Source organism: Streptomyces sp. RB17, assembly GCF_009604455.1.
Lineage (GTDB): Bacteria > Actinomycetota > Actinomycetes > Streptomycetales > Streptomycetaceae > Streptomyces.
In genome coordinates this window covers 123,002-144,597 of the sequence record NZ_WEGL01000011.1, presented here as the reverse complement: position 1 = coordinate 144,597, position 21,596 = coordinate 123,002, and the positions used below count along the sequence as shown (strand labels likewise).

At 73.7% G+C, this 21,596-nt stretch carries 19 protein-coding genes; 8 read left to right on the top strand and 11 right to left on the bottom strand.

Annotated features, from left to right (window positions below; genetic code table 11):
- Positions 1–39: 39 nt before the first annotated feature.
- Complete coding sequence (locus SRB17_RS45640; RefSeq protein ID WP_194294263.1) at positions 40–210, top strand: hypothetical protein; 171 nt, start codon at positions 40–42, stop codon at positions 208–210.
- Between the two features lie 208 nt (positions 211–418).
- The gene (locus SRB17_RS38480) at positions 419–1,156 is read left to right on the top strand and encodes an SIR2 family NAD-dependent protein deacylase (protein ID WP_153545828.1); all 738 of its coding nucleotides are present in this window, start codon (positions 419–421) and stop codon (positions 1,154–1,156) included.
- Between the two features lie 3 nt (positions 1,157–1,159).
- On the opposite strand, the gene SRB17_RS38475 is transcribed toward SRB17_RS38480, so the two are convergent.
- From SRB17_RS38475 to SRB17_RS38465, 3 genes are all read right to left on the bottom strand, one after another.
- A complete protein-coding gene (locus SRB17_RS38475; protein WP_323377218.1) occupies positions 1,160–1,651 on the bottom strand; it encodes a methylated-DNA--[protein]-cysteine S-methyltransferase in 492 nt (163 codons plus the stop codon).
- Between the two features lie 12 nt (positions 1,652–1,663).
- Positions 1,664–3,142 (bottom strand): AlkA N-terminal domain-containing protein, encoded by a 1,479-nt coding sequence (locus SRB17_RS38470; RefSeq protein ID WP_153545824.1) that lies wholly within the window; start codon positions 3,140–3,142, stop codon positions 1,664–1,666.
- Positions 3,143–3,308: 166 nt separating this feature from the next.
- Positions 3,309–4,196 carry a methylenetetrahydrofolate reductase gene (locus SRB17_RS38465; RefSeq protein WP_153545822.1) on the bottom strand — a complete coding sequence of 296 codons (888 nt, stop codon included), beginning with the start codon at positions 4,194–4,196 and terminating at the stop codon, positions 3,309–3,311.
- A 902-nt stretch (positions 4,197–5,098) separates the two neighbouring features.
- Here SRB17_RS38465 and SRB17_RS38460 point away from each other — a divergent pair.
- A complete protein-coding gene (locus SRB17_RS38460) occupies positions 5,099–5,800 on the top strand; it encodes a B3/4 domain-containing protein (protein ID WP_153545820.1) in 702 nt (233 codons plus the stop codon).
- Between the two features lie 17 nt (positions 5,801–5,817).
- Positions 5,818–7,623, top strand: a complete 1,806-nt coding sequence (locus SRB17_RS38455; protein ID WP_153545818.1) for a PLP-dependent aminotransferase family protein — start codon at positions 5,818–5,820, stop codon at positions 7,621–7,623.
- Between the two features lie 61 nt (positions 7,624–7,684).
- Here the strand turns inward: SRB17_RS38455 and SRB17_RS38450 are convergent, their stop codons facing one another.
- A complete protein-coding gene (locus SRB17_RS38450) occupies positions 7,685–8,047 on the bottom strand; it encodes a DUF488 domain-containing protein (protein ID WP_153545816.1) in 363 nt (120 codons plus the stop codon).
- 395 nt (positions 8,048–8,442) lie between these two features.
- Here SRB17_RS38450 and SRB17_RS38445 point away from each other — a divergent pair, with 395 nt between their 5' ends.
- Together SRB17_RS38445 and SRB17_RS38440 are read left to right on the top strand one after the other, a co-directional pair.
- Positions 8,443–9,246: a VOC family protein gene (locus SRB17_RS38445; RefSeq protein ID WP_153546082.1), complete on the top strand. Its 804-nt coding sequence runs from the start codon at positions 8,443–8,445 to the stop codon at positions 9,244–9,246.
- Positions 9,247–9,387: 141 nt separating this feature from the next.
- On the top strand, positions 9,388–9,822 hold the full coding sequence (locus tag SRB17_RS38440; protein WP_153545814.1) for a DUF2267 domain-containing protein: 435 nt from the start codon (positions 9,388–9,390) through the stop codon (positions 9,820–9,822).
- Positions 9,823–9,824: 2 nt separating this feature from the next.
- Here the strand turns inward: SRB17_RS38440 and SRB17_RS38435 are convergent, their stop codons facing one another.
- Positions 9,825–11,825, bottom strand: coding sequence for an aconitate hydratase (locus SRB17_RS38435; RefSeq protein ID WP_323377210.1), 2,001 nt, complete (start codon positions 11,823–11,825; stop codon positions 9,825–9,827).
- A 548-nt stretch (positions 11,826–12,373) separates the two neighbouring features.
- Between SRB17_RS38435 and SRB17_RS45635 the strand changes: the two genes are divergently transcribed.
- Positions 12,374–13,222 (top strand): esterase/lipase family protein, encoded by an 849-nt coding sequence (locus tag SRB17_RS45635; RefSeq protein WP_194294262.1) that lies wholly within the window; start codon positions 12,374–12,376, stop codon positions 13,220–13,222.
- Between the two features lie 86 nt (positions 13,223–13,308).
- On the top strand, positions 13,309–14,199 hold the full coding sequence (locus SRB17_RS45630) for a GNAT family N-acetyltransferase (protein WP_228396508.1): 891 nt from the start codon (positions 13,309–13,311) through the stop codon (positions 14,197–14,199).
- 124 nt (positions 14,200–14,323) lie between these two features.
- Here the strand turns inward: SRB17_RS45630 and SRB17_RS38425 are convergent, their stop codons facing one another.
- From SRB17_RS38425 to SRB17_RS38400, 6 genes are all read right to left on the bottom strand, one after another.
- A complete protein-coding gene (locus tag SRB17_RS38425) occupies positions 14,324–15,322 on the bottom strand; it encodes a hypothetical protein (protein WP_153545812.1) in 999 nt (332 codons plus the stop codon).
- A 141-nt stretch (positions 15,323–15,463) separates the two neighbouring features.
- Positions 15,464–15,973, bottom strand: a complete 510-nt coding sequence (locus SRB17_RS38420) for an O-acetyl-ADP-ribose deacetylase (protein WP_153545810.1) — start codon at positions 15,971–15,973, stop codon at positions 15,464–15,466.
- Positions 15,970–17,388, bottom strand: coding sequence for an NAD(P)/FAD-dependent oxidoreductase (locus SRB17_RS38415; RefSeq protein ID WP_323377201.1), 1,419 nt, complete (start codon positions 17,386–17,388; stop codon positions 15,970–15,972). The genes SRB17_RS38420 and SRB17_RS38415 overlap by 4 nt, the downstream gene beginning before the upstream one ends.
- Positions 17,389–17,807: 419 nt before the next feature.
- The gene (locus tag SRB17_RS38410; RefSeq protein ID WP_416237121.1) at positions 17,808–18,644 is read right to left on the bottom strand and encodes an inositol monophosphatase family protein; all 837 of its coding nucleotides are present in this window, start codon (positions 18,642–18,644) and stop codon (positions 17,808–17,810) included.
- A 103-nt stretch (positions 18,645–18,747) separates the two neighbouring features.
- On the bottom strand, positions 18,748–20,595 hold the full coding sequence (locus tag SRB17_RS38405; protein ID WP_153545804.1) for a gamma-glutamyltransferase family protein: 1,848 nt from the start codon (positions 20,593–20,595) through the stop codon (positions 18,748–18,750).
- 461 nt (positions 20,596–21,056) lie between these two features.
- Positions 21,057–21,512 carry a hypothetical protein gene (locus SRB17_RS38400; RefSeq protein WP_153545802.1) on the bottom strand — a complete coding sequence of 152 codons (456 nt, stop codon included), beginning with the start codon at positions 21,510–21,512 and terminating at the stop codon, positions 21,057–21,059.
- Between the last annotated feature and the right edge of the window lie 84 nt (positions 21,513–21,596).

Here is a 21,596-nt window from a genome sequence, read left to right as displayed (position 1 = left end):
CATCGCCGCCGCCGGCTGAGCAAGGTCGTCGACGGCTCCGTGGCCGGCGCGTTCGCCACGACGGCGCTCGAGGCGTCCAGCGACCTGCCCCCGCGGACCGTGCGCAAGGAGGCGGACCGGACCGCGTCCGGCCGGGTGCTCGACGGACACGGCTCACCGGCGACGACCTGCTCGGCGGCATCGAGGAACAGGAACTCCGTCATGCGCTGAGCACCCTGGCCCACGGCCGGATCGGCTTCGGCACGGCGGGCGTGGCAATGGCGCAGGCGACGTTCGACCACACGGTTGCCCAGCTGCCGGAACGACGGGCGTTCGGCATGCCGGTCGCTGCCCATCCGCACCGGCCGTTCCGCCCGGCACCGGCCGGCGCCCCCGATATCCGCTCGCCCCGACCGAACGGGCGTCCTACTCTCGGCCCATGAACAGGCCTCTCCTTGCCCTTCTCAGTGGCGCGGGTATCTCCACCGACTCCGGCATCCCGGACTACCGCGGGCCGAACGGGCTGTGGCGGCGGGATCCGGAGGCCGAGAAGCTCGTCACGTACGAGTACTACATGGCGGACCCGGAGATCCGGCGGCGGTCCTGGCAGATGCGGCGCAAGAACCGCACGCTCCATGCCGAGCCCAACGCCGCGCACCGGGCCGTCGCCGAGCTGGAGAAGTCCGGCGTCCCGGTGCGGGTCATCACGCAGAACGTGGACGGACTGCACCAGCAGGCCGGAATGCCCGCCCGGAAGGTGCTCGAACTGCACGGCAGCGCACGCAGTGTCGTGTGCACGCAGTGCCATGCGCGCGGGCCGATGGAGGGCGCCCTCGCCCGCGTCGAGGCCGGCGAGGAGGACCCCGCATGTCTGACCTGCGGCGGCATCCTGAAGTCCGCGACGGTGATGTTCGGCGAACGGCTGGACCCGATGGTCCTCGGTGAGGCGGTGTCCATCAGCAAGGCGTGCACCGTCTTCGTCGCCCTCGGCAGCAGCCTTCAGGTACAGCCCGCCGCCGGCCTGGTCGGCATCGCCGCCGACCACGGCGCCCGCCTGATCATCGTCAACGCCGAGCCGACGCCGTACGACGAACTCGCCGACGAGGTCGTACGGGAGCCGATCGGCACCGCCCTGCCCGCGCTGTTGGACGGGATCCGGGCCGAGAGCGGCGCCTAGCGGCTACAACAGGACGGTGCCCCGTTCGAAGTCCAGCAGGCGGCGCTTGCGGGGCAGGCCGCCGCCGTAGCCGGTGAGGCTGCCGTCGGAGCCGATCACGCGGTGGCAGGGGACGATGATGCCGACGGGGTTGCGGCCGTTGGCGAGGCCGACCGCGCGCGAGGCCTGCGGATTGCCGAGGGCGTCGGCCAGCTGGCCGTAGGTGCGGGTCTCGCCGTAGGGGATGCGGGTGAGCTGGTGCCAGACGGTGCGCTGGAACGGCGTTCCCTTCAGCGCGAGTTCGACGGTGAACTGCCTCAACTCGCCCGCGAAGTAGGCCGTCAGCTGCTCCTGGGCCTCGGCGAAGCAGGGCAGGCCGTCGTCCCGGGGGCCGAAGCTCTCCTCGGGCGGGCGGTGCCGCTGGCCGGCCATGTAGAGGCCGCACAGGGTGCCGTCGGCGTCGGCGACCAGGGTGAGCGGGCCGTACGGGCTGTCGATCACGGTGTGGGACATCACGGAGGAACCTTCTTACACGGGCAGGAAGTTGATCGGGTGACCGTCGGTCGCCCACAGGTACTGCACGGCGTACGCCCGCCAGGGCCGCCATGCCTCGGCGCGGGCGGTGAGCGCGGCCGGGGTGGAGGGCAGGCCCAGCTCCTGTGCCGCGCGCCGGATGCCGAGGTCGGTGGGGAGGAAGGCGTCGGGGTCGCCGAGGGCGCGCATGGCGATGACGTCGACGGTCCAGGGGCCGAAGCCGGGCAGGTCGAGGAGCCGGGCGCGGGCCTCGGCCCAGTCGGACTCGACGCCCAGGTGGAGGGTGCCCTCGGCGAGTTCGCGGACCAGCGTGGTGAAGGTGGTGCGCCGGGTGCGGGGCATCGCCAGGGTCTCGGGGTCCACGGCGGCGAGGGCTTCGGGGGAAGGGAAGAGATGGGTGAGGCCGCCCTCGGGGTCGTCGAGGGGTTTGCCGTGCGCGGTGACCAGGCGGGCCGCGTGAGTGCGCGCGGCGGCCGTGGACACCTGCTGTCCGAGTACGGCGCGAACGGCGAACTCGGCCTCGTCGACCGTGCGCGGCACCCGACGGCCGGGCGCCTTGTCGACCAGCGGCGCGAGCAGCGGGTCGGTGCGCAGCCGGTCGTCCACGGCGACGGGATCGGCGTCGAGGTCGAGCATGCGGCGGCACCGGCTGATCGCCACGGGCAGGTCGCGCAGATCGCTCAGGGTGAGGCGGCAGGCGATGTGGTCGGGGCGGGGCGTGAGGGAGACGATCCCATGGGCGTACGGCAGGCGCAGCGTGCGCCGGTACGCGCCGTCGCGCCACTCCTCGACGCCGGGTACGGCGGTGGCGGCGAGGTGGCCGAAGAGGTTGGCCGGGTTGAGCGGGGCGCGGAACGGCAGCCGCAGGCTGAGCACGCCCGGCGTACCGGCCCCGGACTTCGGCGCGCGGGCGCGCAACTCGCTCGGGCTCAGGGCGAAGACCTCGCGCACGGTGTCGTTGAAGGTGCGGAGGGAGGAGAAGCCGGCCGCGAAGGCGATCTCCGTCATGGGCAGCGGGGTGGTCTCGATGAGCAGCCGCGCGGTCTGGGCGCGCTGGGCGCGGGCGAGCGCGAGGGGGCCCGCGCCGAGTTCGGCGAGCAGTTGCCGCTCCACCTGGCGGGTGCTGTAGCCGAGCCGGTCGGCGAGTCCGGGCACGCCCTCGCGGTCCACGACACCGTCGGCGATGAGCCGCATGGCGCGGGCCACCAGGTCGGCGCGCTGGTTCCACTCCGGGGAGCCGGGGCTGGTGTCCGGGCGGCAGCGCTTGCAAGCCCGGAAACCGGCCTGCTGGCACGCGGCCGCGCTCGGGTAGAACGTCATGTTCTCGGGCTTCGGCGGGACGACGGGACAGCTGGGGCGGCAGTAGATCCGGGTGGTCAGGACGGCCGTGAAGAACCACCCGTCGAACCGCGCGTCCTTGGACTGCACGGCGCGTACGCAGTGCTCCCGGTCGAGATGCGTCGCTGTCTGCATGCGTCCAGCATCCGCCACCCGGGGCGGCAATCGCTGGCGGAAATCCGACACCAGCGTTCGCGGGCCTGGTGGGGTTCCGATCCGGCCGGCCGTGCGTGCGTGCGTGCGTTCGTGGGGGGCGGGCCGGGGTGCGGGGTGCGGGTGACCTGGCCGGCCCGCGGGTGCATCACGGCGCGGGCGTGCCCAGGGCGGTGGCCTGCCGGAAGCCGGTGATCCACTCGGCGGTGTGGCGCAGCCCGCCGAACGTGTAGAAGTGCAGCTTCACGACGCCGTGCAGTTCGGGGTCGTAGCGGCGGGCGAGCGCGTGCAGGAAGCGGTCCGGGCCGGTCGTGCCCATGAGGTTGGTCAGCGAGAAGCCGTACTTGCGGGCGACGGAGGCGCTGGTCGCGACGCCGAACCGGGTGGCGTAGCCGAGCAGCCGGCGTACGCCCGCCGGTCCGGGCACGCCGATGCGTACGGGCAGGTGTACGCCCCGGGCGCGGGCGGCCTCCAGCCAGCCGAGGACGGGGTCGACGTCGAAGCCGAACTGGGTGATGACGTCACCGCCGAACCGGTGCGCCCCGATGGCCGCAGCCTTGTCGGTGAGCGCCGACCACAGCGTGCCGTCGGCTATCGCGGGGTGGCCCTCCGGGTAGCCGCTGATGCCGATGTGCCGGACGCCGTGGCGCTGGAGCAGGCCGGTGCGCAGGACGGCGAGGGCGTCCGGGTAGGGACCCTCGGGGCGGGCGGGGTCGCCGCCGACGACGAAGACGTTCTCGGCGGTGCCGTCCTCGGCCAGCCCGGACAGGAACTCCTCCAGGGCGGCGCGGGAGGGCAGGCGCCGGGCGGAGATGTGCGGCACGGGGACGAACCCGAGCCGTTTGACCGCGCGGGCGGCCGCCAGCCGCATGCCGAGGTCCTCGCCGGCGAGGAAGGTGATGTTGATCCGGGTGCCCCGCGGGATGCTGCCCTGCGCCTCCTCCAGCCGGGGGACGTCCTTGCCGGTCATCTCCAGCGAGAAGTCGTCCAGCAGCGCGGCACCGACCGCCGGGGTGACGGTGAGAGCGGGGTTCATCGTGTTCCTCGTACGACGGCGTTCGGACCGCGGCCGATGATGTCACGCGGGACGCGGGGGCCACGGCCCGGGGTCCGCCGGCGGGGCGACATCCGGCAAGTCCCACCGCCCTGCCGAGCAGGCGCACCGGTCGGCCCCCTGCTCGGCAGGACGGGCGGATGGCCGACCGTTTGACCGGATGACCCGGGTAACCCGGTGGCCGCGACTCGGTGGCCGGGCGGCCGCGTGGTTCGGGCGGCCGGATGACCCGACGGCCCGGGTCCGCCGGTGCCCGGATGACCCCGTGGCCGGATGGCTGGTGGCCGGATGACCCGATGGCCCGGACCCGATGGCCGGATGACCCGGTGGCCGCCCGATGGCCCGGACCCGATGGCCGGATGACCCGGTGGCCGCCCGATGGCCCGGACCCGATGGCCGGATGACCCGGTGGCCGCCCGATGGCCCGGACCCGATGGCCGGATGACCCGGTGGCCGGGCGGCCGCGTGGCCCGGGCGGCCGGATGACCCGATGGCCCGGGTCCGCCGGTGCCCGGACGACCCCGTGGCCGGATGACTGGTGGCCGGATGACCCGATGGCCCAGTGACCCGATGGCCGGATGACCCCGCGGCCGGATGACCGGGGCCCAGGATGACCCGGTGGCCGGATAACGCGGTGGCCGGATGACCCGATGGCCCGGGTGACCCGGTGGCCGGATGACCCAGGTGACCCCGTGGCCCGGGTGGCCCGGGTGGCCCGGGTGCCGGGTGGCCCGGGTGCCGGGTGGCCCGGGTGCCGGGTGGCCCGGGTGCCGGGTGGCCCGGGTGGCTGGTTATGGACCGGTGGCATGTGCCGGCTTTGGCTCTGGTGACTGGACCACCGGCGCGGCAAGGTGGTGCTCCCGAACCCGAGGAGGTCCCTGACCATGCGATTCCGGCACGCGGACACCGTCTGGGCCACGTTTCCCGAACTGGCCTCCGGCGCGCTGTACGCCGACGGCGTGAGCGCCGGTGTGGACACCGGGCCGCGCGCCGCCGAGTACACCGCCCGCGCCCTGGCCCGGCTGACCGGCGCCACCGAGGGCGAGTTCCCCGAAGTGCTGGCCTGGCGGCGGACGTTCAGCCGTACGGGAGTGAAGCCGACGCAGTACCGGTGCGCCTCGGAGTCGCTCCTGCGGCGGCTGCGGAAGGAGGGGACGCTGCCGCGCATCCATCCGCTGGTCGACCTGTGCAACGCGCTGTCGGTGGCGTACGCGATCCCGGTGGCGGTCCTCGATGTCGACCGGATCACCGGGCCGCTGCTGGAGGTGCGGCCGGCCGGCGGGGACGAGACATACACGGCGTTCGGCGGCGGTGTCGAGCATCCCGCGCCCGGCGAGGTGACCTTCGTCGACTCCGCGGGCCGCGCGCACGCCCGGCGCTGGACTCACCGGCAGAGCGGCCACTCGGCGGTCGGCGAGCACACCCGCCGGGTGCTGGTGGTGGCGGAGGCCATGCACGACGGCGGGGCGGAGAGCGTGCCGGAGCTGCTGAAGACGGTCGAGGCGGAGGTGGCGGCGCACTGGGGGGTCGTCACGGAGACGGCCGTGCTCACCCAGGCCACGCCGGACTTCGTCTTCGGCGGCTGAACCCGGCGCATGACAGCATGAGCACGGTGGACGAGAAGCGAGCGGTGCCGGCCGGCGCGGGTGAACTCCCGGGCCGGGGCTCGGACTTCCTGCAGCTCGCGGCCGGTGACGTGCCCGCCGGCGGAAAGGCCGAGTGGCTGGCCGGACGGCTGCGGCAGGCGATAGCGGACGGCCGTCTGGCGGTCGGCACCAGACTCCCGCCCACCCGGGTGCTGGCCACCGAACTCCATGTCTCCCGTGGGGTGATCACCGAGGCGTACCGCCGCCTCGCCGAGGACGGCCATCTGGAGGGCCGCCGCCGCGGGGGCACGGTGGTGGTGGCGGCACCGTTCGCTCCGGCACGGGGCGTTCGCGGCGGCGGGGCTGCGGAAGGCTGGGCGTCGGCGAAGGTGCCTGGGGACGCGGCACTCGGCAGAGCCCTCCCCAGGACGTCAGCGGCTCCGCCGGCCGACGCGTCCCGGACACCGGGCACCGGCATGGCCGGCGTGGCCGGCACCGTAGCGTGCGGCCCGCTCGGGACCATGTCTCACCCCGCACCCGGGACACCGTCCTCGCGTGCCCCCGGCACAACGTCCCGACACACCCCCGGTGCACCTCCCGCCACCGGGCAGTACCCCCCATCGACCCCGCACGGACCCCGCCCCCTGCCCCCTGCCTCCGCCCCCACACGCCGCTCCGCACCCTCGACGCCGTTCCTCCGGGCCCCGGGGGCCGACGCCTTCGACGCGTTGCGGGAGGCGCCGGCCGACGTCGATCTCACTCCGGGGCGGCCGGACCTCGCCGCCTTTCCGCGTACCGCCTGGCTGCGTGCCGAGCGTGCCGTGCTCGCGGCGCTGTCCGCCGAGCACCTCGGCTACGGCGACCCCCGTGGCGCTCCCGCGCTGCGACGGGCCGTCGCCGACTGGCTCGCGCGGATGCGGGGCGTACGGGTGGAGCCGGACGAGGTGCTGATCGTGGCCGGCACCGCCCAGGCGCTCACGCTGCTGCACCAGGTGCTGCGGGCGGACGGGATCGACGCCGTCGCGGTGGAGGACCCCGGCTCGCTCGGCGGCCGCCAGCATCTGCGCAACGGGGGCCTCGACACCCCGCCGGTGCCGGTCGACGGGGACGGGGTGCGGGTGGACGCGCTGCGCTCGACCGGCGCCCGCGCGGTGCTGCTCACACCGGCCCACCAGTTCCCGACCGGCGTGGTGACCAGCGGCGAGCGCCGGCGTGAGCTGCTGGGCTGGGCACGGGACGGCGGGCTGATCCTGGAGGACGACTACGACGCCGAGCACCGCTACGACCGGCCGCCGGTCCCCGCGCTGCGGGCGCTGCTGGCCGACCGCGTGTGCTACATGGGCAGCGTGTCGAAGCTGCTCGCTCCGGCGCTGCGCATCGGCTGGCTGGTGGCCCCGCCCCGCTATCGCACGGACCTGGTCGACGCCAAGCGGTTCAACGACCTGGGCAACGCGGTGCTGCCGCAGCTGGTGCTCGCCCAGCTGATGGACTCCGGTGGGCTGGAGCGGCAGCTGCGGCTGTTGCGGCGCCGGCATCGCGACCGCCGCGACGCGATGATCGCCGCGCTCGCCCGGCATCTGCCCGGCGGGACCGTGCACGGCGCCGCGGCGGGCCTGCATCTGACGGTCACGTACACCGCGGACGTCCCCGACACCGAACTCGCCGCCGCCGCACTGGCCCGGGGCGTGAAGTGCCAACCGTTGTCCTGGCACCGGCAGTTGCCCGGCCCGCCCGGCCTCGTCCTCGGCTACGCGGCCACCGCGCCGGGAGTCATCGCCGAGGGCGTGGCCCTGCTCGGCAGGGCCCTGCGCGACCTGTCCTGACGGCTTCTCCTGCCCGACGGCTGCTTCCGGCGGCGCGCGTCCGCCCGGCCGGAGGTGTTGATCACTTTTTCCCGGTCAGCCACTCGGCCAGGACGGCGGCCTGGCTGTGGTCCAGGTCCTTCGTGGCGGTCAGCAGCAAGAGCTTGTCGTGCGCCGCCAGGGCCCGCAGATGCCCGGCCGCCTCGCGGTGCCCGGCATCACGCAGTTCCGCCAGGTAGCGGCGGCGGAACTCCGTGAAGCGGCTGGGCTCGTGGCCGTACCACTTGCGGAGTTCGGTCGACGGGGCGATGTCGCGCAGCCACTCGTCCAGGTGCGCATCGTCCTTGCGCATGCCCCGGGGCCAGACCCGATCGACGAGCACACGCTTCCCGTCCTGCGGCTCGGTCTCCTCGTAGACCCTGCGGTAGGCGATCTGTTTGGCCATGGCGGTGCCCTTCCAGATCGGTCGGCCGCCCAGGCCGTGACCGGGTGGACAGCTCTCCCGCGGCGAAGGCGGTGCTCTTCCGGCCTGCCCATTTTATGCGTCCGCCCCGACGAGCAGCAGGCCGATGCTGCCGCTCGCGCCCGTCGAACGCCGTCGGCGACAGTGGGTGGACGATCGCGGGCGCGAGCACGACCACCCTCACCCGTGCGTCACCGTCGCGCAACCGCACGCCGGCGCGCCCGGGGCGTCCTCGCGGTTCGGTTCCGGCGAATGGGCCGAACGGCTCTCTCCATGGTGCGCGGCCGCCGCGGAACCGGCGACAATGGACACTGCACTCACAGCAGCCGCCCGTCAGAGCGGTGGCTGCCGGTGTACGAGACCTGGGCGCGATGGCCATGAACCACGGCACGACTCATTCCTCCGGTGCGGCGGACGTCGTCGACACACGTTCCGTGTTCGGCGTGCCGTGCTGGGTGAGCCTGACCAGCCGCGATCTCGACGCCACGCAGGACTTCTACGGGGCCGTGATGGGCTGGCGCTGGCGCAACGCCAGACTGGGCGAACGGTTCCGGACCGCGTTGGCGGACGGAGTGCCCGTCGCGGGGATCGCGGGGATGGCCTCCGTGTGGCAGATGGCCGTGGCCTGGACGCCGTACTTCGCCGTACCGGACGCCGACGTGGCCGTGGCCCGCGTCCGCGAGCGCGGCGGGACCGTGGCGGTCGGGCCGATCTCTCTGCCTCCCGGAAGGGCGGCGCTGCTCGCCGACCGCGACGGGGCCCGGTTCGGGATCTGGCAGGGGCAACTCGTCACCGGGTGGGAGGCGTGGCGGCGGGCGGCATCCACCTTCGTCGCCCTGCACACCCGTGACGCCTTCGACGCGGCGATCTTCTACGGTGAGATCCTCGACTGGGCCTCGGGCCTCCCGGGCTGCTGCGAGGTCGAGTACACGGGTGACGAGGTCCGGCTGCGCAGCCGGGGCGACGTCGTGGCCCGCATCGGGTCGGGCGCGGTGGATGTGCCACCCGATCCTTCGGTCCGGCCGCACTGGCAGGTCCACTTCGCCGTGCCCGAGGTGGGCCCCTGTGTCCGGGCCGCGGAGAAGCACGGGGGCAGCGTCCTGGCGGAGGGCGAGCGGGAGGCCGTACTGCGCGACCCCGACGGCGCCCAGTTCACGGTGGTGTCGCGTCGGCGGCACTGACGTCCCGCCGGCCGGTGGCCCGGCCGCCGACCGGTTTCGTCCGCACCAGCAGGGAAACCCAGGGCAGGAAACTTCAGCCACGCGTGCACCTCGTGTGCACCCCGCGCCGGACACCCGCGAAGGCCAGGAAAGGCAAGAACGATGCGTCAGACACATCCACCCGACTTCGAGCACGCCATCCACAGCGCCAACATCTGGCTGAAGGCGGTGTGCGAAGCCCTCGGGACCGAGGACCGCCACCTGGCCCACCGGGTGCTGCGCACCTGGCTGCACACGCTCCGCGACCGGGTCACCGTCGACGTGGCCGCCCATTTCGCGGCGCAGCTCCCCGAGCTGCTGCGGGGCGCCTACTACGACGGCTGGAACCCCAGCACCGTACCGGTCAAGTACGACCGCGAGGCCTACGTGAACCGGTTCGTCCAGGAAGCGAAGGTCTCCGCCGAGGACGTGCCGCGGATCGTTCCCGCCGTCACCGCCGTCGTACGCGCACACGTCTCGCCCGGGCAACTGGAGTCGGCACTGGAGCAACTCCCCCACGACATCCGCACGCTCCTCCTCCAGCCGACCACCGCCTGAGGTCAGCCGCCTCCCGGGTTCTGTTGCTCCTCCCGGGCGAGGGCCGCGATGGTGCCGCCGGCGAGTACGGTGCGCCGGCGGCCGTCGGAGAGGTGATGGCGGACCAGGTACGTCTCGTCCTTGGTCGTGTTGTGCAGCCGCAGACGGGGCTCGGTTCCCGGGGCCAGGGCGGTGTGGAGATGCTCCAGCCGTAGCCGGTCGCCGGTGTCGATGCGGTCGTAGTCCCCCGGGTCGTCGAATTCCAGCGGCAGCACACCGAAGTTGGTCAGGTTCTGCCAGTGGATGCGGGCGTAGGACTTGGCGACGACCGCGCGCAGGCCGAGGTGGCGGGGGGTGATGGCGGCGTGCTCGCGGGAGGAGCCCTGGCCGTAGTTCTCGCCTCCGACGACGAAGTGCGCGCCGGGACGGCCGTCGCCGGCCAGGTCGGCGGCGCGCCGCGGGTAGTCGGGGTCGATGCGGGTGAAGGTGAACTCGGCCAGTTTGGGGATGTTGGAGCGGTACGGCAGCGCTTTCGCCCCGGCCGGGGAGATCTCGTCGGTGGAGACGTCGTCGCCGCACTTGAGGAGGACCGGGCCGGTCAGTTCGTCGGGCAGCGGGTCGAAGTCGGGCAGACCGGAGATGTTGGGGCCGCGTTCCAGCCCGGCCCGGGCTGCCTGCTCGGGCGGCAGCGGGGGTTCGAACATCGCGCGGTTGACCGACGCGTGTCCGGGAAGGCCGAGCCGCGGGTAGGGGACGCCTTCCTCGGCCGCCCAGTCGCGGGGGTCGGTGATCTCGCCGGTGAGGGCGGAGACGGCTGCCGTCTCCGGGGAGCACAGCCAGACGGCGTCCTGTTCGGTGCCGGAGCGGCCGGGGAAGTTGCGCGGGAAGGTGCGCAGACTGTTCCGGCCGGGAGCGGGGGCCTGGCCCATGCCGATGCAGCCGAGGCAGCCTGCCTGGTGGATCCGGGCCCCGGCGGCGATCAGGTCGAAGGCGGAGCCCGTTCTGGTGAGGTCGGCGAGGATCTCCCGGGAGGCCGGATTGACGTCGAAGCTGACCGCGGGGTCGGTCTGGCGGCCCGCGACGATCGCGGCGGCGACGGCGAGGTCGCGCAGCCCGGGGTTGGCGGAGGAGCCGATGACGGCCTGTCCGATCGGCTCGCCCGCGACCTCGTGCACCGGTACGACGTTGCCGGGCGAGGTGGGCCGGGCGATGAGCGGTTCCAGCGTGGCCAGGTCGATCTCTTCGGTCAGGTCGTAGACCGCGTCGGGCTCGGCGGCGAGCGCGCGGAAGTCGGCTTCCCGGTCCTCGGCGCGCAGGAAGGCGCGCACCGCGTCGTCGGCGGGGAAGACGGAGGTGGTCGCGCCCAGTTCGGCGCCCATGTTGGCGATGACATGCCGGTCCATGGCGGTCAGGTGCGCAAGGCCCGGGCCGTGGTACTCCAGGATCCGGTTGACGGCTCCCTTGACGCCGTGGCGCCGCAGCAGTTCCAGCACCACGTCCTTGGCGCTCACCCACTCGGGCAGCCGGCCGGTCAGGCGGACGCCCCAGATCTCCGGCATGGTCAGGTGCAGGGGCCGTCCGGCCATGGCGAGCGCCACCTCCAGGCCCCCGGTGCCGAGCGCGAGCATGCCGAGCGAGCCGGCGGCGCAGGTGTGCGAATCGGATCCGGCGAGCGTCTTGCCGGGGACGCCGAAGCGCTGCATGTGGGTGGGGTGCGAGACGCCGTTGCCGGGCTTGGAGTACCAGATGCCGAAGCGGCGGCAGGCGGAGCGGAGGAAGGCGTGGTCCTCGGCGTTGCGCTCGTCCGCCTGGAGCAGGTTGTGGTCGACGTACTGGACGCTGACCTCGGTACGGACCCGGTCCAGGCCGAGGGCCTCCAGCTCCTGCATCACCAGGGTGCCGGTGGCGTCCTGGGTGAGCGTCTGGTCGATCCGCAACCCGATCTCGCGGCCCGGCACCATGCGGCCGTCGACGAGATGAGCGTCGATGAGCCGGTGTGCCAGCGTGCCGTGGGACCGCGTCACCCTTCCAGCCTGCGTCCGCCGCCCCGCGGACGGCAAGCCGCCGCGGCCGGCCGCAAACACCCCGGCTGTCCATTGCAGAGGCCCACGAGCCGCTCGGTCCGCTCCCGGGGTGCTTGGCGACGAACCGGCTGCCGATCGCGACGCACGCCGGAAGACGCCCTGGTCACCCGCCTGAGCAGGGGAGTCCCGCGGATCCGGGCGGGAACCGGCGGGACATACGCCACGAGGAGTTCGCCGGCCGGGTAGGGGCCCGGGCGCGGCCGGCCGTTCGTGGTGCCGGGGAAAGGGCGACCCACGCGTCCGCGCAACCGCGCAGCCGCGCAAAGGCGCGAATTGGCCGACAGCACGCTCGTGGGGCCTCTACCAGCACTGACGCGGCGGGAGGACGGCGAACCGGAGCGACCGGTGTGACATGGAGGCACCGCTGCGGTGGTACAGGAATTGCATCAGCGCGCACAATGTTGTCCACAGAGGGCAAGTGGGGGCATATCCGGGGAAGGTGAACGGCCACGGGTATTCCTTTTGGACCCCATCTGTCGGTGCCGGGCATGTCACCGGTGCGCGGCGTGGGTGTCGAGGCGAGCAGGGCCGCAGGGCGGCTCGTGCGGCTCCCGCTCGACATGGCCGCGGGAGGCCTCGGACAGCTTGCCGGGCACTTCGGTCGTACCGCGCCCGGGCTGGACACGGGCGAGGACGATCCGCCGCCCGCGGAGGGCGACCTCCCGGTGCTGTTGGTGCACGGGCTGGGCGACGGGGAGTCGATCGTCGCACCGCTGCGGCAGGGACTCGACGGCCTCGGTGCGGGGCCCTTCATCACGGTGAGCTACCACGCGTTCGGCCCGGACATCCGCGCGGCGGCCCAGGTCCTGGGCGAGCAGGTGGAGGTGGCGCGCGAACTGGGCGCCGGGCGGGGCGTGGTCGTGATCGGGTACAGCCTCGGCGGGCTGATCGCCCGCTACTACACTCAGGTGCTCGGCGGGGACACACATGTGCCGCTGGTGATCACGCTGGCGACGCCGCACGGCGGCACGGCGGCAGCCCTGCTGGCACCGCCCCACCCCCTCATGCGCCAGCTACGGCCGGGAAGCCCGCTGCTGGCCGAGCTCGCCGAGCCGGCCGCCGGATGCCGTACCCGGTTCGTGGCCTTCTACAGCGATCTCGACGAGGTCGTCGTCCCGGCCTCCAGGGGCCGTATCGACCATCCCGACCTCACGGCCCGCAATGTGCTCGTGCCCGGCGTCGGCCACCTGACGCTCCCCCTGCACCGGCCGGTCATCGACCAGGTCCGCTCGCTGCTGACCGCGGCTCAGCAGGCCACGTCCGCCCCGCACCTGCCGCATCACGACACCCGGCGGCGAAACGGGCAGCTCCCGAAGCGCGGCCGGCCTTCCCCGTGACAGGGGGCCCGAAACGGAGGACGCTGAAACGGGGGACGCTGAGAAGCAGCCGACCAGGAACGCCGGTACGTGTGCGGACGGACAGCATGACCTCCTCGCCCAGCCCCGAGAGCGGGACGACAGTACGCCCCTTTCGCCCCGAGGACGAACCAGGGGTGTGTGACCTCATCGATGCCGACCGCCTTCCGGGGCAGCCGCACTGCGTCTGGGAGAGGCTGGCCGCGGCCTGGTACGGCCTCGCTCCGCTGGTCGGCCGGGCCGTTCCGGCTCGGCGGCGGATCAGCGTCCTGGCCGATACCGAGGACCGCCCGCGCGGGACCATCGCGTACCTGTCCTGGGCCGATGTGCACACCGGTCATCTCTGCTGGGTCCACGCGTACGAGGATCCCCCCACCCTGCGCGCCCTGATCGGCCACGCTCTCGGTGCCCTCGCCGGCTGCCCGCGGATCGAGGCATTCGTCGGCGGCCCGCCCAGTCTGCTGGGGCCGGGCGGCCTGCCCCGCTCCCGGCGCGCCGCCACCCACGACGCACTGCTGCAGACCGGCTTCACCGGCCGCCGCCAAGGCTGCTACCTGCACCGTGCGCTCTCCACCGAGCCCCCGCCGGCCAAACTGGTCGCCGACGTCTTCCCCTCCGAATTCCCGCCCGGTCACCGGCTGATGATCCGTGAGGACGCCGAACCGGTCGCCGAAGCCGTGGTCAGTGTGGGACCCGACCGCACCGGGACGCTGTACTGGATCGAGACCACGCCCACCTGCCGGTGCCGTGGCCTGGGCCGCGCGCTGCTCGACCAGGCCCTGTCCCTGCTGGCCGAGCAGGGCGCCACCGAGGTCGCCCTCGTCCTCGACGGCGCCCAGGCCTCCCCTTGTGAGGAGCAGGCCGCCTACCGGCTGTTCCGCTCCTTCGGCTTCACCCTGGTCGACGAGCTGTGGACCTACCAGCACCGGCACCCCGAGCACCTGCGGCCCGGCGCGTGACCCGAGGGTCCGACGGCGTTCCCGACCGACAGGACCTTCAGGCGCCGACAGGGACCGACAAGGAGCGCGGGGACCGCAAGGGCCGGGTGTCCGGTTGGGCCATCCGGTGGACCGGGCGGCCGGTTCAGGCGTGGACCCGTTCGGCCGCCGCGAGGATGGTGGAGCGTGCCTGATGGCGGCGCTCGTAGTCCAGCACCCGCCGGGTGAGGCCCTCTCCGGCGTCGGCGAGCCGCTTGCGGATGTCGCCCGCGTTCATGCTGTCGTAGCCGGGCCAGGGCTCGGGCCCGAGCAGGTCCGCGATCCTGTTCAGCACGGCGGGTCGGGCCGCGTGGGAACGCTCGTACGCGCCGACCATGGCGAGATCGGTCTGCGCCAGCTGCGGGAGCCGGTCGAGGATCATCTTGGTGCCGAGCCTGCGGTACTCCGGGATCGGCAGCTCGTCCTCCGTGATGAGAGCCCCCTCCGGCGCGCCCTGGAGCCGGTCCACGCCGGGCATCCGCTCGGCGGTCTCCCGCAGCCAGGCGCTCCAGTCCCGGACCGCCTGGGTGGCACCGCCGCCGCTCAGGGCGTCGGTGACCGTCACCTCCGCCTCGGCGGCCATCACCACGGCCTCGGCCTGCTCTTCGAGACAGCCCGCGAGTTCTTCCAGCATCTCTTCGCCGTCGCGGCGGACGGCGCCGAGCAGGTCCGCGGTGGAGACGTCCTCGGCCTCCTGGGCGATACGCTCGGCGGCCCGGCAGATGGCCACGGCGAAGGCGGTGGCCGCGTACTCCTCCTCGACGTTCCTCAGCAGCCGCTGCTCCGTCGCCCTGCCCTGCTGGCTGCGCAGCAGCGCGCCCGGTGCGACCATCGCCGCGTCCAGCGGCAGCCGGACCGCATGCCGCGTGATGTCCCAGGCGTTGCCGAGCACGTCCTGCACCAGCCGGCGCGGTTTCAGTGCGGTCAGACGCTCGTCAAGGGCGTACACGTGCCCCCGGGCGTCGCCGACACGGCGCTCCAGGAGCTCCCGGTACTCCCCGGGGGGTGTGACGGCGAGGTCGGCTTTGAATCGGTCGGCGAGCGCGGCTTGGGCCTCACGGACCTCGCGCAGCGCGGGAACGAGCATGTCTGTGGCTACGGCCATCATGTTTCCTTCGGCTAGGGAGGTGCTCGCATGACTTCGGACCAGAGCGGCCCCGCCCCCCTCGTTCCCTAAGGTGCCCCGAAACTCCCTGCCTCGCATCTCCCCGACGGCACCCGTGCCGGTTCTCCGTCGGTCGCCGCGTCAGCCGACTTGCCGGGCGAACGCCTCGTACGCCCGGTCGTCGAAGAGGACGAACCGCACCTCTTCGACGGCGGTCGGTGTGTTCCGGACCGTCTCCACCGCGATACGCGCCGCGTCGTCCATCGGCCACCGGTAGACGCCGGTGGAGATCGCCGGGAACGCGACCGTCCGGGCACCCAGCTCGTCGGCCACCCGGAGCGATTCCCGGTAGCAGGAGGCGAGCAGCGAAGGATCACTGCCCGAAACCTGATACACCGGGCCCACCGTATGGATGACCCAGCGGGCGTCGAGTTCGCCCGCCGTCGTGGCGACCGCCTGGCCGGTGGGCAGGCCCTTGCCGTAGCGGGAGGCGCGCAGGGCGCGGCACTCCTGAAGGATCGCGGGTCCGCCGCGCCGGTGGATCGCGCCGTCGACCCCGCCACCGCCGAGGAGCGAGGAGTTGGCCGCGTTGACGATCGCGTCGGCGCTCTGCCGGGTGATGTCGCCCTGGACGAGGGTGATGGTGGTCATCTCTGCCTCAGTCTTCGCCATACGGCCTTGGCCGCGTTGTGCCCCGACATGCCGTGCACGCCGGGTCCCGGCGGGGTGGCCGAGGAGCAGATGAAGACGGCCGGATGGGGGGTGTGGTACGGGAACAGGGACAGTCTGGGGCGCAGCAGCAGCTGGAGTCCGGACGCCGCGCCGCACGCGATGTCGCCGCCGACGTAGTTGGCGTTGTGGGCGGCCAGCTCGGCGGGGCCGGCGACGGCGCGGGCGAGCACGCGGTCGCGGAACCCGGGGGCGAAGCGCTCGAGTTGGCGCTCCATGGCGTCGGTGAGGTCGCCGGACCAGCCGTTCGGGACATGGCCGTAAGCCCAGAAGACCTGCTTGCCCTCGGGGGCGCGAGTGGGGTCGACGATGCTGGGCTGCACGGTGATCAGGAACGGCCGGGCGGGGGCCCGGCCCTCGCGGGAGGCGGCGCGCAGGGCGGTGGAGATCTCGTCCTTGCTGGCGCCGATCTGCACGGTCGTGGCGGCGCGGGCCTCGGGCGCGGTCCAGGGCACGGGGCCGTCCAGCGCGTAGTCGATCTTGAAGACGCTCGGGCCGTAGCGGTAGTGCGCATACGTGTCGCCGAAGCCGGCGATGCGGGCCAGCGCGGTGGGCGAGGTGTCGAAGACGTACGCCCGCGCGGGGGGCAGGTCGTCCAGGCGCTTGACCTCGTAGTCGGTGTGCACGGCGCCGCCGAGGTCTTCGAGGTACGCGGCGAGGGCGTCGGAGATGGCCTGGGAGCCGCCGCGGGGCACCGGCCAGCCGCGGGCGTGGGCGGCCAGGGCGAAGACCAGTCCGACGGCGCCGGTGGCCAGGCCGCCGAGCGGCGCGATCACATGGCCGACCAGGCCGGCGAAGAGGGCCTTGGCCCGCTCGTCCTTGAAGCGTCGCAGCAGCCAGGTGGCCGGCGGCAGCCCGGCCAGGCCGAAGCGGGCCAGGGTGACGGGGTCGCGCGGCAGCGCGGTCAGCGGCAGGGACATGAAGTCCCTCACCAGGGTGTCCCAGTGCGGGAGGAACGGCTCGACCAGCCTGCGGTACGCGCCCGCGTCCCGGGGTCCGAAGGAGGCGGCCGTCTCGGCGACCGAGCGGGACAACACGGCGGCGGTGCCGTCGGGGAAGGGGTGCGCCATCGGCAGCTCGGAGTGCAGCCACTGGAGGCCGTAGCGGTCGAGGGGCAGGGCGCGGAACGCCGGTGAGTTGACGCCGAGGGGGTGGGCGGCCGAGCACGGGTCGTGCCGGAAGCCGGGCAGGGTCAGCTCCTCGGTGCGGGCGCCGCCGCCCACGGTGGACCTCGCCTCGAACAGCGCGACGGAGAAGCCGCGGCGGGCCAGCTCCACGGCAGCCGTCAGTCCGTTCGGCCCCGCACCCACCACGACCGCATCGAGCATCGACGGCACCTTCGGACCCCTTCGTCAGCCGATGGCCACTCCGGGTCAGGATATGCCGGACGACTGACATCCCCTCGGGCCGGGTGGCCTGGCACCGGGTGACCGGGGGCGGCGCCGGGTGGGCGTGAGTCGCCGCCGGGGACGGGGACGGGGACGGGGTGGCTGGGGGCCGGGGCCAGGTGACCGGCGGCCGTGCGGACCGATGGCTGCCGCCGCTCGGGCACTGTCAGGGCCGCCGTCGGGTGGGACGGGTGCCGGGCCGATGCGCCGTCGGAGCGCGGACCGTTGCCCGGTCCGGGTCCGCTCCGGCTGGGCGCGCCCACGCGGCGGAGCCGCATGCCGGACACACCCCCGCACTGGGAATGGCGGTCACCGCACGCGCGGAGCCGCCGTGGCCTCCGCCGAACCGGACACGCCCCCCGTGGGCCTCAGGCCGCCGTACGCAGCAGCCCTATGACCCGGCGGGCGGTCGTGGTGTCCCGGGCCGCGGTGAAGGGCAGGGCGTTGCCGCCGGTCACGCGGAAGGGCTCGCCGTCGCGGGTGAGATGCGTGCCGCCCGCCTCCTCGACCAGGAGCAGGCCGGCCGCGTGGTCCCAGGCCGCCTCCCAGGAGAACCCGACGGCGTCCAACTCGCCCCGGGCCACGGCGAGATACTCCAGACCCGCCGAACCGCAGGGGCGGGGGGCGAGGCCGTCGGTCCACAGGGGGCGCAGGGCGCGCTTCTGCTCGTCGGTGGTGTAGTCCGGGTGGGACGTGGCGACGACGAGGTCCCGGCCGGGCACGGGCGAGCCCGCGAACAGCCGCTCGCCGTCGAGGAAGGCGCCCTGACCGCGGACCGCGGTGGCGAGCTGGTCGCGCGCCGCGGCGTAGGTCCAGGAGGCGAGGACGACGCCCCGGTGGGCGAGGGCGACCAGGGTGCAGAACCCGTCGTCGCCGTGCACGAACTGGCGGGTGCCGTCGACCGGGTCGACGATCCAGACCGGTGCGTCGCCCTGGAGCGCCGCGTAGGTCGCCGGGTCGGCGTGCACCGCCTCCTCGCCGACGACGACCGAGCCGGGCAGCAGGGCGCCCAGATCCTCGGTGAGGCGCAGCTCGGCGAGCCGGTCGGCGTCCGTCACCAGGTCGTGGGGGCCGCTCTTCTGGTCCACCTCGTGCGCGGCGAGGCGGCGGAAGCGGGGCAGGATCTCGGCCGCGGCGGCCTTGCGGACCGCCTCCTCCACGTCGGCCGAGCAGCGGGTGAGAAACTCGTCGATGGTTTCCGTCATTGCGTCGATCATGCCTCCATGAGAGCACGTCCCTCTGACAATCCCCGCCCGCGCGGTGCACAGCGGGTGGAATCGGGATGAACAGCGGGTGCCCCTTGATCGGTCAGCGGCCCACCGCGTACCCCTGCGTCCCGCGCGGGTTCGCCGCCGCCGACAGCACGCCGGTCTCCGGGTCCTGGGCTACCGCGCACAGGCGCCCCTCGGACCAGGCGGGGCCGACGGTGACGTCATGGCCGCGCCGCCGCAGTTCCTCGACCACCTCGGGGTCCGTGCGGGCCTCCACGGTCACGCTGCCGGGGCGGCGGCCGCGCGGGTAGAAGGAGCTGGGGAAGCTGTCGTTGTGCCAGTTCGGGGCGTCGATCGCACCCTGGAGGTCGAGGCCGCCGCGGACCGGGGCACGCAGGGCGACGGCGAGGAAGAAGTGCAGCTGCCACTGGTCCTGCTGGTCGCCGCCGGGCGTGCCGAACGCCAGGACGGGCACGCCGCCCCGCAGTGCGAGGGACGGGGTGAGGGTGGTGCGCGGGCGGCGGCCCGGGGTGAGGGAGTTCGGCAGTCCCTCCTCCAACCAGGTCATCTGCAGGCGGGTGCCGAGCGGGAAGCCCAGTTCGGGCACGACCGGGTTGGACTGCAGCCAGCCGCCGCTGGGCGTGGCGGCGATCATGTTGCCCCAGCGGTCGACGACGTCCAGGTGGCAGGTGTCGCCGCGGGTCGTACCGTCGGCGGCCACCCGCGGGTCGCCGGAGCGCCCGGCGACCGACGGCTCACCGGGGATCTCCGCGACCGTCGGCTCACCGGCGCCCATCGGGTCGAAGCCGCGGTGGTCGCCGCTGTCCACGCGCGCGTACGCCTGCGCAGGCAGCCGCGGGGTGCGTCCACCGGGGCTGCCGGGCCGCAGCTCCCAGGAGGCCTTGGCCCCGACCAGGGCCCGTCGCCCGGCGTTGTACTCGTCCGACAGCAGCTCGGCGACGGGCACTTCGGCGGCGTCGCCGTACCAGGCCTCGCGATCGGCCATGGCGAGCTTGCAGCCCTCGATCAGCAGGTGGACGTAGTCGGCGGAGCCGTAGGCGGGCAGCTCGGGCGGGAGCAGGGCGAGTTGCTGGAGGAGGGCGGGGCCCTGGCTCCAGGGGCCGGCCTTGCACACGGTCCAGCCGTTCCAGTCGTAGGTCACCGGGGTCTCGTAGGTTGCCGACCAGCCGGCGAGGTCGGCCTCGGTGAGCGTGCCGGTGTGCCGGGCGCCGCTGGTGTCCATCGTGGGCCGCCGGGACTGCCGTACCAGGGCCTCGGCGATGAACCCGCAGCGCCACACCTCGCGCGCGGCGTCGATCCGGGCCTCCCGGCCGCCCGCACCCGCGGTCTGGGCCAGCAGCCGCTTCCAGGTGGCGGCGAGGGCGGGGTTGCGGAAGAGCTCGCCGGGCCGGGGCGCCCGGCCGCCGGGCAGGTACACCTCCGCGGACGAGGTCCACTCGGTCTCGAACAGCTCCCGCACGGTCTCCACGGTCGCGCCGAGCTTCTCCACGGGCGCGTGCCCGTGCTCGGCGTATCCGATGGCGTACTTCAGCACGTCTTCCAGGGACTTGGTGCCATGGTCGCGCAGAAGCAGCAGCCAGGCGTCGAAGGCACCGGGCACGGCGGCCGCGAGCGGCCCGGTGCCGGGTACGAGGTCGAGGCCGAGCCCCCGGTAGTGGGCGACGGTGGCGCCGGCCGGGGCCACGCCCTGGCCGCACAGCACGCGCACCTCGCCGCCGGCCGGGGCGAGCAGGATCGGCACCTCGCCGGCCGGCCCGTTGAGGTGCGGCTCCACCACGTGCAGCACGAACGCGCCGGCCACGGCGGCGTCGAAGGCGTTGCCGCCGTCCTCCAGGACCGCCATCGCCGACTGGGAGGCCAGCCAGTGGGTGGAGGACACCATGCCGAAAGTGCCCTGCAGGGTGGGTCGGGTGGTGAACTGCATCTCTCACCTCGGTGTTTGTGCGCGTCGGGCGGCCTGTCCAACATCAAAACCTCACAGCACAGGCTTACCGGGACCACCCCGTCCTCGGAAGTGGCCCGGCACCACTTCCAGGTTCAGTAGCCTCGGCACGTGGCATACGGCGAGGCAAGGCGGGTGGACGTGGTCCACCGCCCCGGGGAGCGGCCAGGGTCGCCGCTGCAGGTGCAGGTGGGGGACGAGATCGTCGTCACTCTGCACGGATCAGCCGTCTATGGGTGGACACCGGTCGAGGTGGTGGCAGGGCCCTTGACGGTGATCGCGGCGGAAACGACAGAGGGAACCGTACGGGCCACGGTCAGGGCTGCGGGTGTCGGTGCGGCGGAGCTGCGCTCGACGTCGTCGTACCGCGGGGATCGGTTCGGGCCGCAGACGCGGCTCTGGCGAATGCTGGTGTACGTCGAACCGTCGTAGGCGTACGGCCGTTACCGGACCACGGTGAGGGTCAGTTGCCAGGCCCTTGAGGGAGGACCGTGTGGGTCGGGGGTGTAGGTGTCGGCCGAGCCGAGTGTGGCGGTGCCCGCAGAGGCGGCGCGCGCGGTGGCGGACCGAGTGCCGTCGGATGCGGCGTGGTCGTCGAGCAACGTGACGGTGTCCGGGTCGGAGCTCCTGACCGGTGCCCAGCTGTAGTTGGCCGACGGCTCCAGGGTGAGGTGGATCGTCGTGCCGACCTGGAGGCAGGCGGTACGCAGGGGGTTGTCGGCCGGCGGGTAGCGGATCGTGACGGTGCCGCTGAGGCACGGTCGGGTGGAGCTGGAGGCGGACGAGCCTGCGGGGGCCGGGGTCCCGTGGGACGACCCGGTCGAGGCGAAGGCCGAGGGGCTCTTCTTGGCGGGCGCGGTGGCCCCGGTGCCGGATGCGCAGGCGGCGGCTGAAACCATGAGGGCGCCCACGAGGAGTGAACGGACGCCGGTTCGGCGTTGCCTCACGATGCCCCCAGGCGTAGTCCGGACAGTCCGACGGTG

Coding starts and splice junctions, on each gene's coding strand:
- SRB17_RS38480 (WP_153545828.1), top strand. CDS start 419: ATGAACAGGCCTCTCCTTGCCCTTCTCAGTGGCGCGGGTATCTCCACC.
- SRB17_RS38470 (WP_153545824.1), bottom strand. CDS start 3,142: ATGCAGACAGCGACGCATCTCGACCGGGAGCACTGCGTACGCGCCGTG.
- SRB17_RS38465 (WP_153545822.1), bottom strand. CDS start 4,196: ATGAACCCCGCTCTCACCGTCACCCCGGCGGTCGGTGCCGCGCTGCTG.
- SRB17_RS38460 (WP_153545820.1), top strand. CDS start 5,099: ATGCGATTCCGGCACGCGGACACCGTCTGGGCCACGTTTCCCGAACTG.
- SRB17_RS38455 (WP_153545818.1), top strand. CDS start 5,818: ATGAGCACGGTGGACGAGAAGCGAGCGGTGCCGGCCGGCGCGGGTGAA.
- SRB17_RS38450 (WP_153545816.1), bottom strand. CDS start 8,047: ATGGCCAAACAGATCGCCTACCGCAGGGTCTACGAGGAGACCGAGCCG.
- SRB17_RS38445 (WP_153546082.1), top strand. CDS start 8,443: ATGAACCACGGCACGACTCATTCCTCCGGTGCGGCGGACGTCGTCGAC.
- SRB17_RS38440 (WP_153545814.1), top strand. CDS start 9,388: ATGCGTCAGACACATCCACCCGACTTCGAGCACGCCATCCACAGCGCC.
- SRB17_RS45635 (WP_194294262.1), top strand. CDS start 12,374: ATGTCACCGGTGCGCGGCGTGGGTGTCGAGGCGAGCAGGGCCGCAGGG.
- SRB17_RS45630 (WP_228396508.1), top strand. CDS start 13,309: ATGACCTCCTCGCCCAGCCCCGAGAGCGGGACGACAGTACGCCCCTTT.
- SRB17_RS38425 (WP_153545812.1), bottom strand. CDS start 15,322: ATGGCCGTAGCCACAGACATGCTCGTTCCCGCGCTGCGCGAGGTCCGT.
- SRB17_RS38420 (WP_153545810.1), bottom strand. CDS start 15,973: ATGACCACCATCACCCTCGTCCAGGGCGACATCACCCGGCAGAGCGCC.
- SRB17_RS38410 (WP_416237121.1), bottom strand. CDS start 18,644: ATGACGGAAACCATCGACGAGTTTCTCACCCGCTGCTCGGCCGACGTG.
- SRB17_RS38405 (WP_153545804.1), bottom strand. CDS start 20,595: ATGCAGTTCACCACCCGACCCACCCTGCAGGGCACTTTCGGCATGGTG.
- SRB17_RS38400 (WP_153545802.1), bottom strand. CDS start 21,512: ATGGTTTCAGCCGCCGCCTGCGCATCCGGCACCGGGGCCACCGCGCCC.